Origin of the sequence: Campylobacter sp., assembly GCF_017646085.1 — a bacterium.
Classification (GTDB): Bacteria; Campylobacterota; Campylobacteria; order Campylobacterales; family Campylobacteraceae; genus Campylobacter.
In genome coordinates this window covers 1-17,042 of sequence record NZ_JAGCNF010000044.1, presented here as the reverse complement: position 1 = coordinate 17,042, position 17,042 = coordinate 1, and the positions used below count along the sequence as shown (strand labels likewise).

The following is a 17,042-nucleotide window of genomic DNA, read 5'->3' as shown; positions in this document are numbered from 1 at the left end:
GTAACAGTATCCATAGCAGCTGAAATTATAGGGATATTTAACTCGATATTTTTACTAAATTTAGATCTAATATCAACTTGTTTTGGTAAAATCTCAGAGTATTGAGGTACTAATAAAACATCTTCAAATGTCAAAGCTCTTTTTACTATTTTCATACTATTTTCCTTTTATTATATTCTCTAAGCTTAAAGCTGCGTCTAAAACTGTCTGTTCTTGCCACGCACCACCAATTAATTGAGCGGAAATATTTAATCCATTTTCATCATTTGCAACTGGAACTGTAATAGCTGGAAGGCCTGCTAAATTTACTCCAATTGTATAAATATCACTTAGATACGCACTTAGCGGGTCTTTTAGTTCGCCAAATTTATATGCTACTGATGGAGCTACTGGCATTAAGATTATATCTACTTCGTTTAAAATTTCATCATATTCACGCTTGATAAAAGCTCTAGCCTTTTGCGCTTTGATATAATAAGCATCATAATAGCCGCTACTTAGAACAAATGTCCCAAGAAGCATTCTACGCTGCACCTCTGCACCAAAACCTTCACCTCTAGTATTTGCATACATCGCTCCAAGAGAATCAGCACTAGCTCTATTGCCATATCTTACGCCATCATAGCGACTCAAATTCGCACTAGCTTCAGCTGTGGCAATGATATAATATGCAGCAATATCATATTTAGAATTAGCTAATTCTTTATAACAAATTTCGTGACCAGCATTTTTTAATTTTTCTATTGTTAAATTTAGTGCATCTTTAACTGGAGCACTTGCTTCATCAACATAATTTTTAATAACAGCGATTTTTAATTTTCTATTTGGATTTAAATTTGGAGCAACTGGAGTGCAATCTATATTTGCACTAGTACTATCAAGCTTATCATATCCAGCAATAATATCATATAATATCGCAGCATCTTCTACATTTTGCGTAATTGGTCCAATCTGATCTAAACTACTAGAGTATGCACCCAATCCATATCTACTAACTCTTCCATATGTAGGCTTAAATCCTACGCAACCACAAAATGCAGCCGGTTGTCTAATACTCCCACCAGTATCACTTCCAAGTGCTGCTACTGCAATACCAGCAGCCACAGCAGCAGCGCTTCCGCCACTACTTCCGCCTGGAACTCTAGAGTGATCAAGCGGATTTAGGGTTTTACCATAATATGAGCTCTCAGTGGTACTTCCCATAGCAAATTCATCCATATTTGTTCTACCAAATGGAGCCAAACCAGCTAAGATTAATTTCTCAATTACAGTTGCATTATAAGGTGCTTTATAGCCTTGTAAAATTTTTGAACAGCTTGTAATTGCCCAATTTTTTACTTGAATATTATCTTTTATAGCAATTGGTACACCAGCAAAACTCTCATCAATTGAAGTATTTGTCAATTGTTCAACATATGCACCTATCTCTTTAGTTTTTTCTATTTTATCAATTAGCTCTTTACGAAGTAGCTCTAGATCACTAGAGCTTAACTTCATAGCCTCTTTTAGACTTATCACTCTTTCTCCTTATATATATTAACCAAAACTATACCTACAGCTGTAATAGTTAGTAAAACCAATATAGTTACTACTATAGTTGCAACTCCAACTGGCTCAGTTAGCACTCATCACCTCAGCACATCTAGGACATAGACACTCATCACTTTGAGCGCTAAATTTCCAGCATCTTGGACATTTAAATTTAGCTGAGCGGGCTACAACAAATCTATTATCACCTACTACAAACTCTGCTAAAATATCACTATCGACTCTAAATGCTCCAAATTCACTTACCATATACCAATCAGCTACTTCATCTTTATCAAGAGCTAGCATAGAATCACTAATAGTTTGAATCTCTAATTCTAAAGTGGCTTTAATTAATTTATCTTTTTTTAGGTTATCAATGATTTCATTAAATTTCTCTTTACTCTCTCTAAGTAATGTATCATCGATTACACTATCAAATTTAATTGGTTCATAAACTAGATCAAAAACATCACTTTTGCCATCTTTGATTATACTAGGTGCATACTCCATAACCTCATCTACTGTATAAGTAAGAGTTGGAGCAATAAGCGGTAAAAGTGCTTTAGTAATTAAAGCCATAGCAGTTTGCGAACTTGCTCTTTTGGTACTATCTAAAGTATCACAATATAATCTATCTTTGCATACATCTAAATAAATACCACTTAAATCACCGCTTAAGAAATTTAATAAAATATTAAATCCTTTTGAGTATTCATAATTTCTAAAACAAGTACTAACCTCATTAAAACATACACTTGCTTTACCTAAAATCCATCTATCTAATAGACCAAATTCATAATTAAATTCTTTTAAATCACTAATATTTGCTAGTAAAAATCTTATAGTATTTCTAATTTTTCTATACTGTTCGGCCACCTGTTTTAAGATATCATTACCTATTTTTAGATCACTTGAATAATCACTTAAACTAACCCATAAACGCAAAATCTCAACACCAAATTCCTTAGCAACTGCATCTGGAGCAATTACATTGCCTTTAGATTTACTCATCTTTTCACCATTTTTATCCACAGTAAAGCCATGAGTTAATACGCTTTTATATGGTGCTTTTTCATTTACAGCGCAGCTTAGTAGTAATGAACTTTGAAACCATCCACGGTGCTGGTCGCTTCCTTCAAGATACATACTAGCACTATATTGGCCAGCATCATAATCACCACTATTTAACACAGCATTCCAAGTTGAGCCACTATCAAACCAAACATCTAAAATATCGCTAACTTTTTCTAATTCATCAGCCTTAAATTTGCACCCATTAGGCAATAGTTCATCAATACTCATACTCCACCAAGCATCAGCACCTTTTTCATCAAAAATCTTAGCTATATGATCTAAAATTTCACTATCAAAAATAACCTCTTTAGTAGATTTGATTCTAAAAAATGCAATTGGCACACCCCAATCACGCTGACGGCTAATACACCAATCTGGGCGATTTTCTATCATTGATGATATTCTTTTAATCCCAGCTTCTGGATAAAATTTAACACTATTTAATGCCTCAAGTGCAGTCTGACGTAATGTCTTGCCACTTAATTTTGGCTCATCCATAGCAATAAACCACTGCTTAGTAGCTCTATAAATTACAGGCTTATGGGTTCTCCAGCAAAATGGATAACTATGAGTAAATTTACTAACTTTAACTACATAATCACCCAAAAGCTCTATAATTTTCTCATTAGCCTTAAATATATGCATACCTATAAATTCATCTACCACATCTGCTGGTAATAAGCTATGATGCCTTAATGTCTCATCATATAATCCAGCCTCATCAACTGGCATTATAACCTCTATACCATATCTAAGACTAGCAAAATAATCATCCTCACCATGTCCAGGAGCGGTATGAACTAACCCTGTACCACCATCCATAAGTACATGCTCACCAAGAATAAATCTAGACTCTCTACCATTTAGTGGATTTATAGCATGTAAATTTTCTAATTTTTGCGAATTAAACTCACTAATAATCTCTCCACTTGTAATGCCTTGAGCTACTAAAACCTCAAGCAATGGTTTAGCAAAAATTAATTTTTCACTTGTAACGCAATAAATTTCATTTGGATTTAAACTAATAGCTTGATTAGCTACTAATGTCCATGGAGTAGTAGTCCAAATTACTGCTTTAGCGCCTTCAACCCCTATTGCTTTAGATGCTGATTCTGATAATTTAAAAGCCACATATAGACTATAATCCTCTTTATCGGCATACTCTACTTCAGCCTCTGCAAGTGCGCTCTTAGCTGCCCAACTCCAAAATACTGGCTTACTTCTTTCTATTAAAAGCCCCTTTTTGGCCACTGCGCATAGAGTTCTATATATATTTGCTTCAAATTTAAATTTCATCGTCATATATGGATTTTGCCAATCCCCCACAACGCCAAGAGATTTAAATTCGCTCTTTTGAATTTCTATAAATTCATTAGCCCAATCTCTACACTCACTTCTAATAGCTGCAATATCCATGCCTTTTTTCTTATCACCAAGCTTTATTTCTACTTGCTGTTCGATTGGCAATCCATGGCAATCCCATCCTGGAGTAAATCTGACACTCTCTCCAAAAAAGTAATGAGTTTTAACTATTATATCTTTTAAAATTTTATTTAGTGCATGACCTATGTGAAGGTGACCATTTGCATATGGTGGGCCATCATGAATATTAAAACTCACAGATGCATTTTGGCGAGTTTTCTTCATCTTATCATAGACTCTATCTTTATCCCATTTTGCGTATCTTGCTGGTTCATTTTGCGGCAAATTGCCCCTCATTGCAAAATCAGTAACCGGCAACAAAAGAGTATCTTTATAATCCATATAACACCTTTAATAGTAAAAAATTTTTTGATTTTAGCAAAAATTAGATAAAACTTAAGTAAAAATTGGAAAATTTTGATTTATATAAATTTTTATAATTCAAATTTAATCTATACAGCTACTATTTTTAAGCAAACTTTTTGATTATTATGATATAATCACCGCTCAATTTTATATACCGCTCAGGAGGTCAAATATGGCTTTAGATACGGCTAAGAAAGCTCAAATAGTTGCAAAATTTGCTAGAAAAAGTGGAGACACAGGCTCTTCAGAGGTTCAAATTGCACTGCTAAGCACAAGAATAGCAGAGTTAACAGAACACCTAAAAATAAATAAAAAAGACTTTAGTTCAAGATTAGGTCTATTAAAATTAGTTGGTCGCCGCAAAAGACTACTAAAATACCTAAAAGCTACTAAATATGAAACTTATACTAAATTAATAGCTGAACTAGGTCTAAGAGATAAATAATTCAAAAGCCCTTTTTGGGCTTTCACTTCTATAACACTATATAAAATCAATATCTATTAAGCAAAAAAATTGTAAAATACTAGCCTAAATTTAAATTTATAGGAATTTTTATGCTAGGAATGGGAATCGGTGAAATTTTAATAGTCGCCATTGTTGCTGTCATAGTCTTAGGCCCTGATAAGCTACCAAATGCGATGGTTAATATAGCTAAATTTTTTAAGCTATTTAAACAAACTATAAATGGAGCTAAAAGTACATTTGAACAAGAGATAAAGATAGCCGAACTAAAAGAAGATGCTAAAAAGTATAAAGATAGCCTAACTGGTAGCATAGATGGAGTAAGAAAAAAGCTAACTTTTGAAGAGCTTGATGAGTTAAAAAGCAATGTAACAAATATAGCAGGTTCAACACAAAAATCACTAGCTGATATTCAAAACGAGATATCGAATTTAAATCCTATAAATAAATTAAATGCTGGTTTAGACCTAGATGATGAAGAAGATCAATCGCAACAACCTAAAAATACAATAACTGATAATCCAGCAAATATAAGCAATCCTCCAAAACCAAATTTAAGCTCATCTAATAGTATAAATACCAGTCTAAATTCTGCTCCAAAAGAGATAAAAGATGAAATCCAAAAGACAAAAGAGGCATAATGTTTGAAGATTTAAGACCACATTTAATTGATCTTAGAAAGCGTTTATTAATTAGTGCGCTATCGGTGATAGTATGTTTTATTATATGTTTTAATTTTTGGGCGCCTTTGCTTGATTTTATGACTGCACCACTTAAAGCAGTACTACCAGATAATAGCAATATTATATTCACTCAAGTAGCTGAACCATTTTTTACAGCTATGAAGGTTGCATTTTTTGCAGGACTTTTGCTTGCATTACCTATAATTTTTTGGCAATTTTGGCTATTTGTCGCTCCAGGATTATATGAAAATGAGAAAAAATATGTAATACCATTTGTATTAAGTGCGACAGTTATGTTTGCCGTAGGCTCTGCGTTTTGCTACTATTTTGTAGTTCCAGTTGGATTTGCATTTCTTATAAATTTTGGTGGGACATTATTTCAAGCACTTCCTAGCATTGGCGATTATGTAGGATTTTTTACCAAAATAGTAGTAGCGTTTGGAATTAGCTTTGAGCTACCAGTTGTTACATTTTTTTTAGCTAAAATTGGTATGATTACTGATGAAAGTTTAAAGGGATTTTTTAGATATGCTGTGGTTGGGATTTTTATCTTTGCAGCGATTATGACTCCACCAGATGTACTTAGTCAGTTTATGCTAGCTATTCCATTAATTGGATTGTATTCATTATCAATTTTGATTGCAAAAATGGTAAATCCAGCACCAAAAGATATCGATGAAGATGAAGAAGAATCCGATGATCAAAAATGATATATTTAATTTAAATAGCTACGATTATGAGCTACCATCTAAACTCATAGCCTCATCTCCAATCCAGCCAAAAGAGAGCGCTAATCTATTAGTATATGAACGCTCTAGTAATAAAATTACGCATACTAAATTTGGTAATTTGATGGAGTTTTTACCAGATTGCGATATTATTTTTAATGATACTAAAGTTATTAAAGCTCGTATATATGGCAAAAAATCAAGCGGTGGAGCCGTTGAGCTGCTGCTTAATCAACCCTTGGGTGAGGGTAAATTTAGCACCCTTATTAAAGGCAGAGTAAAACCTGGTACGATTTTAGAATTTGACAATGGGCTAAGTTGCGAAGTTTTAGAGCTTTTAAATGAGTATCGAATTGTTAAATTCAGTCAAAATGGTAATGAAATTAAAACAGAAAATTTATACCAAATTCTAAATCAAATCGGACATGTCCCGCTCCCACCATATATCAAAAGAGCTGATCAAAAAAACGATGAGATATGGTATCAAAGTATATTTGCTAAAAATGATGGAGCCGTAGCTGCGCCAACTGCTAGCTTGCATTTTAGTCCTCAAATGATACAAGATATAAAAAACAAACACAATATCTCATATATTACTCTACATGTAGGTGCTGGAACATTTAAAGGTGTTGAAGTTGGCGATATTAGAGATCATAAGATGCATAGCGAAATCTATACCATAAGTGATGAGAGTATAAATACTATAAATAGCAATAGACCAATTCTTGGCGTAGGAACCACTGTTACAAGATGCATTGAATACTTTTATAGAACCGGAGTAAAAGATGGGCTATGTGATCTATTTTTACATCCAGCTAATCCACCTCAAAGACAAAACTATCTATTAACTAATTTCCACTTACCAAAATCTACACTAATTATGTTAGTAGCAAGCTTTGTGGGCTTAGAAAATGTCAAACAAATTTACAAACAAGCTATAGAAAAAGAGTATAAATTTTACTCCTATGGTGATGCAATGTTGGTGATATAATGAGAATTTTATTTTTGCTTTTAATGGCTGAATTTGCAATGGCTAATAGCGTAGATATTGAGGAATATGTCGCTTTTAGCGTACTATTTTTCTTTGTAATGCTACTAATTATAATCAGCAGGAAACCAGTACAAAATAGAAATCAAAAACTAATCCGTACATCAGATAAAAGATTAGCTAAACTAAATTTAAGATTTTTCCATAATAGGCTTGAAAATGGTGATATTATCGAGCGCTTGGGGCTATTTTTTAGAGTACTTCATGATAAAGCTACGCAAAACCAAAATACTATAATCTTTAACCACCCTCCAAGACATGCTAGATATTTTAGTGCAAATTTTAAAGCTATCACAAATGCAACTCATAATATTCTTTGCTTTGTAAATAAAAGCATAAAAAATAGCTCAATTTTATTTACTATAAAACCAACTAAAAATCCAGATGAATATCAAATTTCAATTAAAACTTCAGCTCAAATGAATACTAGTGAGATCATAAGTGCATTAGAATATAAAAATAGAAATATAAATTATAAATTTCTCTCTATCGCTTCAAGCTATGCTGAACAAATCGGTTCAAAGATTGAGTTTAGCGTAAAATCTAATAGTTCAATCTTTACATTTAATGCTACAATGCACCAGCTAGAAGAGCCGCAAATCAGCGAACCAAATGAGCAAAAAAGTGCCTTAGTAGCCTATGAAAGTCAGACTGGATTTTTTGCTCTTGTGGCTGGACTTAGTATTTTTGGAATATCCATTCAACCAGAATCAAGCTGGGAGAGTGTTAAAAATCATATAACAGATATGCTTTATAAGCCTGATTTTTTATTTATTCAAGCAAAAATTGTTAAAAAACTTCCATATAATGAGTTGAATTTAATCAAAGAGTGGCAAGAGATTAAGGGCTTTAAGATTATTATAATAAGTGATAATTCTCATTTTGATGATGTCGCAAGCAGCTTTGGCGATACAAAACTATACCAACCATATACTATAGATGAGTTAGCTAGCGTAATTTGCTAGCTACTCCATCTCTAGACGCATTAGATACATATCCTCGCCACTAATTACATCGAGTGAATTTGAGCCACATTTTGGACAAAGAAATTCATTTTCTAAAAGTACACTTTGTGATCCGCACTCATTGCACTTAATCGTAATATCTTTTGGATGAATTATAAGCTTAGCGTCTGAACATATTGTATCAGTCTTAAAAGCATCAAAAGCACTTTGTAAATAGTGTGCCTCTACTCCGCTTAATCTTCCTATTTCAATTTCTACTTTATTTATCTTTGTAGCATTATGCTTCATAGCATTTGTTTCGCAAAGTTTAAATAGATCTTGAACTATGGCTAATTCATGCATTTAGCTCTCCTTTTAGCAAATTCTAGGCAATAGCTCACCTTTTGGTGGCTCCATAAATCTAGATGCTCCATAACTATTTTGTATAATTACATTACCTTTATTACTATCTAAAATCTCACCAATAGTATTTGCATTCGAGTCAAATTCTCTTAAAATCTCAAGCGCTTTAACCTCATCTTTAGGATCAATAGCCAAAACAAAGGTTCCCTCATTTGCCAACTCATAAGGCTCAAATCCAAGCATCTCACAAATTCCCATAACCTCATCACTTACAGCGATATTTTCATCATTGATTTTAATATCATATCCACAAGCCTTCGCCCATTCATTTAATACTGCTGAGAGTCCACCACGAGTAGCATCCCTCATAGCAAAAGGCTCGATTCCAGCATTAAATAGTGCTTCTACCACAGAATTTAAAGGCTTACAATCGCTTTGTAAATCGCTTTGAAGCCTTAGCTCATTTCTACTTGCTAATATTACAGCTCCGTGTCTGCCAATATCGCCACTTAGTAAAATTTTGGCTCCAGTTTTTAAATTTTCTACCTTAGCCTCTTTAATAATCTGGCCAACTCCTGAAGTGTTTATAAAAATCTTATCACAACTTCCTTTGCTAACTACCTTAGTATCACCACATACTATGCTAACTCCTGCGATATCAGCACTGCTTTTAATACTTTCTAAAATCTCTTTAAGCTCGGCAATATCTAGCCCCTCTTCGATAATTAATGCGCAGCTAAGATATCTAGGCTTAGCTCCCACCATAGCTAGATCATTTACAGTACCGCAAACTGCGATTTTGCCAATATCTCCACCAGCAAATTTAATAGGACTAACTACAAAACTATCAGTACTAAATGCGAGTTTTCCACTTAAATTTAAAATAGCACTATCGTTATTTTGCGATAAAATTTCATTATTAAAAGTTTTAAAAATCAATCCATTGATAAGATCATTCATCTCTTGCCCACCACCGCCGTGAGCTAGCATTATCTTTTGCATTTACCCTCTTTTAGTATATTTATAATATGCTGCGCAAGCTCCTTCGCCACTTACCATACAGCTACCAATTGGATTTTGCGGATTACATGCTTTACCAAAGACTTTACAATCATAAGGTTTAGCCTTGCCACGTAAAATTTCTCCACATATACAAGCTTTTGACTCTTTAGATTCACCTACTTTGATATCAAAATGTATTCTAGCATCAAGAAAAGCAAACTCATCCCTAAGCTTCATCCCGCTCATAGGAATTACCCCAAGTCCTCTCCATTCAAAATCACAAGGCTGAAGATACTTATTTATTAACTCTTTAGCTTTTAAATTTCCTTGATTACTAACGACTCTAGCATACTCATTATAAACTTTATGGGTGCCGTTTTCATGTTGATTTACTAAATTTAATATACTATCCATTAAATCTAAAGGCTCAAATCCACTCACAGCTATTGGAGTACCAAACTCATCTGCAAGCTCTTCATATATAGCACTTCCAGTAATCACGCTTACATGACTTGGTCCTAAAAATGCATCTATTTTTACATCTTTATCACTCATTATAGCTCTTACTGGAGCTGGTACAGTCACATGATTGATATGAACAAATAGATTTTTAAGCCCTAAATTTAGTGCCTGTTCTACTACTACTGCGCTCATTGGAGTAGTCGTCTCAAATCCTATAGCAAAAAATACAACCTTTTTATCTGGATTTTCTTGTGCAATGCTTATTACATCAAGTGGAGAATACAAAGCCCTAATATCTGCCCCACCAGCTCTAAGCTCAGCTAGAGAACCTTTGCTTCCAGGTACTCTCATCATATCAGCTAAAGTACAAAATATCACCCCTTCTATGCTAGCAATAGCTATAGCCTCATCTATGCGACTTCTAGGCATAATGCACACTGGACACCCTGGCCCATGAATAAAATTTATATTATCACCTACTAATTGAGGTAATCCAAATTTCATAATACTATGCGTATGACCACCGCAAATTTCCATTATATTTAGTGGCTTTTTGCTTCTTTGTTTAATTATCTTACTTAAGGCTAAAATTTTATCTTTATCCCTAAAACTATTTATCAAATCCATTAAATTTACCCTTTTAAAGCCGCTAAACCCATATCGCCTTCATCGGCTGATATTTTGCCATTTTGCATATCATTAGCTATTTGCTCATATATTTTTAAACTCTCAAGCGCATACTGGGTATCAATCTTCTCCATAGCAAAGCCAACATGAATTAACACATAATCCCCAACAGCAACAGGCTCAGCTATAAGATCTAAGCTCACTCCACGCCTAACACCCATAGTATCTACTATTGCAAAATTATTTTCATCTATTGATATCACTTTTGATGGGATACTAAGACACATTATCTAGCCTCTTTTTTTACTTTTATATAATTTATCCATTTATCAATTCCTTGACCACTTCTACTATCAACTTCTATAATATCAACTTTTGGATTTAGCTTTCTAGCCTCTTTTTTTACTAGTTCTACATCAAAATCAAAATGCTCTAACAATCCAATCTTAGTAATTATCACTACATCAGCAGCTCTAAACATCACTGGATATTTAGCTACCTTATCACTACCTTCTGGTACGCTAATTAACACAGCATTAAGGTGTGCTCCTACATCATAACTAGCTGGACATACAAGATTTCCAACATTTTCTATAAATACTAAATCAAGTTCATTTAAAGGCAAGTGATGAAGACCATTATGCACCATAAAAGCATCTAAATGACATGTTTGACCCGTGCTAATTTGATACGCTATACCACCAGCATTTATCACACGATTTGCATCCATATTAGTCTCTAAATCACCCTCAACTACTCCAATTTTTAATCCACTTGCTTTAATAGTTGCTTCTAAAAGTGTAGTTTTGCCGGCACCTGGGCTACTCATTAAATTTATACACAAGAGTCCATACTCATCAAGATGAGCTCTATTGTGAGCTGCTTCGTGATCATTATCTTTTAATATTTTTTCTACTACCTCAATAGTCTTTTTCTCATTTAACACCGGATGGTCATGGCGACCGTGATGGTTATGATGGTGATCATCGTGATTATGATGATGTGCTCCACCCATACTGCAACCACAATCTTTACACATAATATCTCCTTAATTTTAAAACAATCTATAATTTTATATATTAAAGCTTAGCATTATATCTAAGCAAATTTAAGCCAAAGTAAATCTGCCCCATAGCAATACCAGAATCATTCATAGGTTCATTAATTGGTAGATAATATTTAATATTATGGCGTTTAAACTCAGATATAGTCCTTTTTAATAAAGCTTTATTTTGCCATACTCCACCACATAATACAACTGGAAGATTGTGCATTTTAGCAATCTTTAAAGCTAAATTTGAAATTCCATTTATAAACGCAGTGGCTGCTACTTCTATAGGATCATTTAAAGCGCCTATAAAAGCATTTTTATAATTAATTACATCTTTATCTATTTCAAATTCATAGGCCACATTTATATTTTCATCATATAAAGACTCAAGCATCATAGGGGCTTGTGCATCATATGTTATAACTGGTAAATTTAGCACAATTGCAGCAAATGCATCAAAAATTCTACCAAGCGAGCTAGTATCAATTGTATTTAGATTATTTTCTAAGATTTTATCTAGATTAGATCTTTGAATTTGAGGCACTATAGTATCTATTTTTGGTGAGTTTAGATTATATTTTTTTGCTATTGCGTAAGCTAGATAATAGATATTTTTTATCCCTTTATCTGCTCCAATAAGCTTAAAATTATCAAAATGCATAACTCTACTAAACTCATTATCCTTGCATCTTAGCACTTCTCCACCCCATATAGTAGCGTCCTGGCCATATCCAGTACCATCAAAGCTAAGCGCCAAAACTTCACAATCTAAGCCATTTTCAAGCATTACACTAAGAGCATGAGCGTGATGATGATAAACCCTATAAATTTCTTTATCTTTAAAATTATTTACAAATCCAAAATGTGGATGAGCATCACCTACTATAAAATCAAACTCAAACCCATAAATACTCTTAAAGCTCTCTAATAATTCATCAAATCTTTTAATAACCGATAAAGAACCCATATCACCAATATATGGCGAGCTAAAAATAAGACCATCTTTGTAGATAGCAAATTGATTCTTCATCAAACTCCCAAGAGCTAAAAAACACCCTTTTAGCGCATCTTTTAATCCTAAATTTAAAGGTATAATATTAGGCTTTAACCCACGAGATGTTCGCAGATAAATTGGTTTTGAATATAGCTCAAAACAGATACTATCATCGCTTGGATTTATAATATCTCTATCATTATCAAGAGCATAATCACACACGCTACTAAGCCTACTAGCAAGCCCATCAAAATCTGTCAAAATAGGCTCTTTGCTTGGATTTGCACTAGTGGCAACGACTGGAGAATTTAAACTATCTAATAGCATTATATGAAGTGGAGTTGGTGGTAAGAATATACCAACACTTCCTACGCCACTAGATATCGACTTAGGTAGATTATTTTTAGATTTTAATAACACTATTGGCTTTAAATTTGAGTTTAAAATCCTAGCTTCACTCTCATTAATATAGGCATAACTACAAGCCATATCAAGATCTTTACACATTATAGCTAAAGGTTTATGCGGGCGTCTTTTACGCTCTTTTAAAGATGATATAGCCTCATTATTTAGAGCATCGCAAACAAGATGAAACCCACCAATTCCTTTAATAGCTATAATTTTGCCATCTTTTAAATCATTTACACACTTATTAATAGCTTCTACATCGTTTGCTAGAGTTTTGCCATCTAAGCTTTTATAGCTTATCGTTGGTCCACAATTTTTACATGCTACTGGCTGAGCATGATAACGGCGATTAGCTGGATCGCTATATTCATCTTGACACTGCTTACACATATTAAATTTGCTCATTGTGGTATTTATTCTATCATATGGCAAGCTTTTAATCAAAGAAAATCTAGGGCCGCAATTTGTACAATTGATAAATGGATGATTATAGCGTCGATTTGTAGGATCTTTTAACTCAAATTTACACTCATCGCATATAGCAAAATCAGGTAAAATCGGTGCAAATTTATAACTTTCTTGTGAACTAACTATATTAAAATCTTTATATATTTTATCACCATCACTGATAATAAAATCATCTATTCTAGCAAGTGGAGGTAAATTTGTTTGAAGTTTAGATATAAAACTATCAATACTTTTTTGATCACCACAAAGCTCAATTTTTACACCGCTAGAGTTATTTAGAACAATTCCATTTAATCCAAGGTTTTTGGCTAGAGCATAAACAAAAGGGCGAAATCCAACACCTTGAACTAGCCCAAAAACATCAATCTTAATCGATTTCAAGTGGATAGCGTCCGCTAAATTTGCTTTTATAATTTGAATTGCAAAACTTCAAAGCCAAATTTGCAATTACAGGATTAGCAAATAAATTACCACTAAATATCATACCTTCGCACTCTAATTCATCTTTTAAAATATCGCCAAAATCGCTTAAGAAAAATGCCAAGCTTTCCAAACAACCAAAGCTAATATTTTTTGCATCCGCACCAGCAAGTCTAAAGCTCATTGTGCTTCTAATGGCCCTTACCCAATCAAACTCACTTTTACTACTCATCTTATAATCGATTCTTACGCCTTTTAAACCGCTATAATCCCTAGCGTAGTTTAAAATTTTACCATTGTATCCTAAAATTTTATCAATTATCATAAATAGCGAATAGAAATTATCAGGTAAGTCTATGCTTCCTTTTGGCAGTGTATACTCTTTTTGATAATTTGCAAGCAACCTATCGCCACCATCAAATTCAGAAATTTTTTGCCAAATTTCATCAAAGCTTTTTGGCAAATTAATTCTAAGCATATTAAATTCATCATCGCCCTTATAAACTTTGATAAAATCGCTATATTTTTGACTTAAAAATACTCTAGCAATCGTGGAATTACTCACGCCTAATTCATTTACGCAAAGACCAAAAAGAGCGTAATTTTTATCATCGAATGAGTTTATGAACTCTCTTTCTTTAGCTCTTATAAACTCACCGGCTTTAATAATTAAAATTCTCTCATCTAGGATTGATATTTTCATATCATTTTTAGAGCTTTTAACAGATACAAAATTTATTCCATTTTCACTCAAAGCTTGAGTAATCTTATAAATATTAATATCCCAAGCACTTCTAATATCAAAATATAGCGGCGCATCCTTATGATTGCTACGATATATTGCATTAGTACGAAGACTCATTATTGGCTTTTCAAAACTTGCAAGAGCAATTAAAGATTTCTCATCACATACAAAAATTTTAGCCGCATTTTTAAGATTTGTTGGTAGCAAATAATCCCCATCAAAGCCACTAAATTTAGATAATTCATAACCATCATAATTTATAGTTTTACCAGCTATTATATCTTTTATAGCGCTGTTTATAAATGAACTATCGCTTTTAAAACCAAATTCATTTTCATCTGTTTGCAAAGCATTTGGAGTAATATTTTTAAAGCTAAAATTAAACTCAAATTCGCTATTTTGTGGTAATTTATCAGCCAAACTAACCTTAGACTCTTCTATAAATATTGAGTGTGGAACTAAATTTATATACTCATCACTAAATCTAGTTAGCTCATTTTCATCGCCTTCTACATATAACTTTATAGATCCATTTTGAGCTGTAATGGAGTATTTTAAAGCGCTTTTTTTAGCCCAAAAATCTAAAAAAAACGCTAAAACCAAGCCATCGCTTGCACAACTAAATTCAAAGCAAAGTATCAAAATTGCTCCTTTTTCCACTCATTAGCCATATCTTGCACACCTTTATCATCTATCTTTTCATAGCTAAAACCTAAATTTGAAAGCTCTTTTAAGATTATTTTTTCCATTAAATTTGCCGACTTTCTAATCTCATTGCTAAGCTCAAAACTCATTGGGACAATCCTTCTAGGCACTACACCAATTATCTTAGTTTGTGGTCTATCGCCTACTAAATCCATCATTTCAATAGTTTGAAGCATCTCTACTTCGTGTGCTGAGCCAGACCAGTTAATACTCTTTGGCATATCTTCAAAATCAAAGAAATATACATCTCCTATCTGCCCGCCATCAGCATCAATACAATCAACTACTATTAAATAATCACTATCAGCCATTATTGGGGTTAAATGATTTGCTAAAGTCCCACCATCTACAAATTTTAAGCTATGTTCTTTAGAGCTAAATTTAAAGTTATTCTCAATCATCTTAACAAAATGAACGCCGACACCTTCGTCGGCGAACATTACATTTCCTACACCTAGGATTAAAACACGCATCTACTTCTCTTTTGGGAATTTGTAGCCGCTAATTATCGCATCCATAGCGCCATCTTTGCCTTTTATAGCGTTAAATATTGCCATATATATGTGAGCTACCATAAATATAAAGATAATCCACATAGCGATGTGGTGAATTTGGCGTACATTTGCTAAGCCACCCATCCAAGTTTCAACCACTCTCATAGGCTCATATAAAAATCCTCCAAGTCCTTCATGATATACATGAACATACAAGATTAATCCTGTAAGACAAATAACAAAAAGAACAATATAAAAGAATAGATAAGATGCAAATTGCAACGGATTATATGTTCCGTGCATATGCGGGTGCTTACCTAAGAATAGATAATATTTAATTTGAGCAATCCAAACTTTAATATCTAAAAAATCTTTTACGCTAACTCTTTCAATATGGCTTTGTTTATCAAAAAAGAATAGATAGCACTTAAAGATAAAACAACCAATCAATATAAATCCAGCTACTTGATGAACTGCACGCCATTTAGCATTCATAAAATTTACAGGCTCACCGGTTATTACTGGACTTACAAATACATAAGCAAGGTAAAATCCGCTTACACTCAAAATTACAATAGCTATAGCTCTAATCCAGTGTGTAAGACGAAGCCCTATGCTAAATTCATACTCAGCGATATGTTTTTTACTACTTTTCATATCTGCTCCCTTAGATTAAATTCGGATTTACTTTATAGCTACTTAATTCATTGCCTTTTGTATCCATTACATGAACTGCACAAGCAATACATGGATCATATGAGTGAATTTTACGCACTATCTCTAAAGGCTGTTTTAAATCAGCAATTTTTAAACCGATTAGACACGCTTCATAACTAGCCATTTGTCCTTTTGCATCTTTTGGACTTGCATTCCATGTAGATGGAACTACGGCTTGCCAATTTTCAATCACTCCGTTTTTAATTCTGCACCAATGGCTTAACATACCTCTTGGTACATTGCCAATAAATCTACCTTTATACTCTTTAGTAGCATCAATTTGATATTTAGCACATGTGCTATCATCAATTTTTAAATTTTCAATTAG

17 protein-coding genes and 1 pseudogene are annotated in these 17,042 nt (G+C 33.1%); 5 read left to right on the top strand and 13 right to left on the bottom strand.

Annotation, left to right across the window (positions count from 1 at the left end; translation table 11 throughout):
• The 3 genes from J6V67_RS02175 to ileS all read right to left on the bottom strand — a co-directional run.
• The coding region (locus tag J6V67_RS02175; RefSeq protein ID WP_291857855.1) for an IMP dehydrogenase at nucleotides 1-155 on the bottom strand (155 nt) is incomplete at its 3' end.
• A gap of 1 nt (nucleotide 156) precedes the next feature.
• Nucleotides 157-1,518, bottom strand: coding sequence for an Asp-tRNA(Asn)/Glu-tRNA(Gln) amidotransferase subunit GatA (gatA, locus tag J6V67_RS02170; RefSeq protein ID WP_291857852.1), 1,362 nt, complete (start codon nucleotides 1,516-1,518; stop codon nucleotides 157-159).
• Between the two features lie 96 nt (nucleotides 1,519-1,614).
• Nucleotides 1,615-4,368 carry an isoleucine--tRNA ligase gene (gene ileS / locus J6V67_RS02165; protein WP_291857850.1) on the bottom strand — a complete coding sequence of 918 codons (2,754 nt, stop codon included), beginning with the start codon at nucleotides 4,366-4,368 and terminating at the stop codon, nucleotides 1,615-1,617.
• Nucleotides 4,369-4,564: 196 nt separating this feature from the next.
• Between ileS and rpsO the strand changes: the two genes are divergently transcribed.
• From rpsO to J6V67_RS02140, 5 genes and pseudogenes are all read left to right on the top strand, one after another.
• On the top strand, nucleotides 4,565-4,837 hold the full coding sequence (gene rpsO / locus J6V67_RS02160; RefSeq protein ID WP_291857848.1) for a 30S ribosomal protein S15: 273 nt from the start codon (nucleotides 4,565-4,567) through the stop codon (nucleotides 4,835-4,837).
• 110 nt (nucleotides 4,838-4,947) lie between these two features.
• Nucleotides 4,948-5,310, top strand: a pseudogene (tatB, locus tag J6V67_RS02155) (Sec-independent protein translocase protein TatB); the annotation flags it as partial.
• 185 nt (nucleotides 5,311-5,495) lie between these two features.
• Nucleotides 5,496-6,248, top strand: a complete 753-nt coding sequence (gene tatC / locus J6V67_RS02150; RefSeq protein ID WP_291857846.1) for a twin-arginine translocase subunit TatC — start codon at nucleotides 5,496-5,498, stop codon at nucleotides 6,246-6,248.
• Nucleotides 6,220-7,257 (top strand): tRNA preQ1(34) S-adenosylmethionine ribosyltransferase-isomerase QueA, encoded by a 1,038-nt coding sequence (queA, locus tag J6V67_RS02145; RefSeq protein ID WP_291857853.1) that lies wholly within the window; start codon nucleotides 6,220-6,222, stop codon nucleotides 7,255-7,257. Before tatC ends, queA begins: the two co-directional genes overlap by 29 nt.
• Nucleotides 7,257-8,279: a hypothetical protein gene (locus J6V67_RS02140; protein WP_291857844.1), complete on the top strand. Its 1,023-nt coding sequence runs from the start codon at nucleotides 7,257-7,259 to the stop codon at nucleotides 8,277-8,279. Before queA ends, J6V67_RS02140 begins: the two co-directional genes overlap by 1 nt.
• On the opposite strand, the gene hypA is transcribed toward J6V67_RS02140, so the two are convergent.
• From hypA to J6V67_RS02090, 10 genes are all read right to left on the bottom strand, one after another.
• On the bottom strand, nucleotides 8,280-8,621 hold the full coding sequence (gene hypA, locus J6V67_RS02135) for a hydrogenase maturation nickel metallochaperone HypA (RefSeq protein WP_291857842.1): 342 nt from the start codon (nucleotides 8,619-8,621) through the stop codon (nucleotides 8,280-8,282).
• Between the two features lie 12 nt (nucleotides 8,622-8,633).
• Nucleotides 8,634-9,623, bottom strand: a complete 990-nt coding sequence (gene hypE, locus J6V67_RS02130; protein ID WP_291857839.1) for a hydrogenase expression/formation protein HypE — start codon at nucleotides 9,621-9,623, stop codon at nucleotides 8,634-8,636.
• The gene (hypD, locus tag J6V67_RS02125; protein WP_291857837.1) at nucleotides 9,624-10,712 is read right to left on the bottom strand and encodes a hydrogenase formation protein HypD; all 1,089 of its coding nucleotides are present in this window, start codon (nucleotides 10,710-10,712) and stop codon (nucleotides 9,624-9,626) included.
• 5 nt (nucleotides 10,713-10,717) lie between these two features.
• Nucleotides 10,718-10,999: a HypC/HybG/HupF family hydrogenase formation chaperone gene (locus J6V67_RS02120; RefSeq protein WP_086247144.1), complete on the bottom strand. Its 282-nt coding sequence runs from the start codon at nucleotides 10,997-10,999 to the stop codon at nucleotides 10,718-10,720.
• Nucleotides 10,999-11,751 carry a hydrogenase nickel incorporation protein HypB gene (hypB, locus tag J6V67_RS02115; protein ID WP_291857832.1) on the bottom strand — a complete coding sequence of 251 codons (753 nt, stop codon included), beginning with the start codon at nucleotides 11,749-11,751 and terminating at the stop codon, nucleotides 10,999-11,001. Before hypB ends, J6V67_RS02120 begins: the two co-directional genes overlap by 1 nt.
• A 40-nt stretch (nucleotides 11,752-11,791) precedes the next feature.
• Nucleotides 11,792-14,014 (bottom strand): carbamoyltransferase HypF, encoded by a 2,223-nt coding sequence (hypF, locus tag J6V67_RS02110; RefSeq protein ID WP_291857830.1) that lies wholly within the window; start codon nucleotides 14,012-14,014, stop codon nucleotides 11,792-11,794.
• Complete coding sequence (locus J6V67_RS02105; RefSeq protein WP_291857828.1) at nucleotides 14,001-15,440, bottom strand: hypothetical protein; 1,440 nt, start codon at nucleotides 15,438-15,440, stop codon at nucleotides 14,001-14,003. Before J6V67_RS02105 ends, hypF begins: the two co-directional genes overlap by 14 nt.
• Nucleotides 15,437-15,976, bottom strand: coding sequence for a HyaD/HybD family hydrogenase maturation endopeptidase (locus J6V67_RS02100; RefSeq protein WP_291857826.1), 540 nt, complete (start codon nucleotides 15,974-15,976; stop codon nucleotides 15,437-15,439). Before J6V67_RS02100 ends, J6V67_RS02105 begins: the two co-directional genes overlap by 4 nt.
• Nucleotides 15,977-16,654, bottom strand: coding sequence for a Ni/Fe-hydrogenase, b-type cytochrome subunit (gene cybH, locus J6V67_RS02095; protein WP_291857824.1), 678 nt, complete (start codon nucleotides 16,652-16,654; stop codon nucleotides 15,977-15,979).
• A gap of 10 nt (nucleotides 16,655-16,664) precedes the next feature.
• A partial coding sequence (locus tag J6V67_RS02090) for a nickel-dependent hydrogenase large subunit (protein ID WP_291857823.1) occupies nucleotides 16,665-17,042 on the bottom strand: 378 nt, incomplete at its 5' end.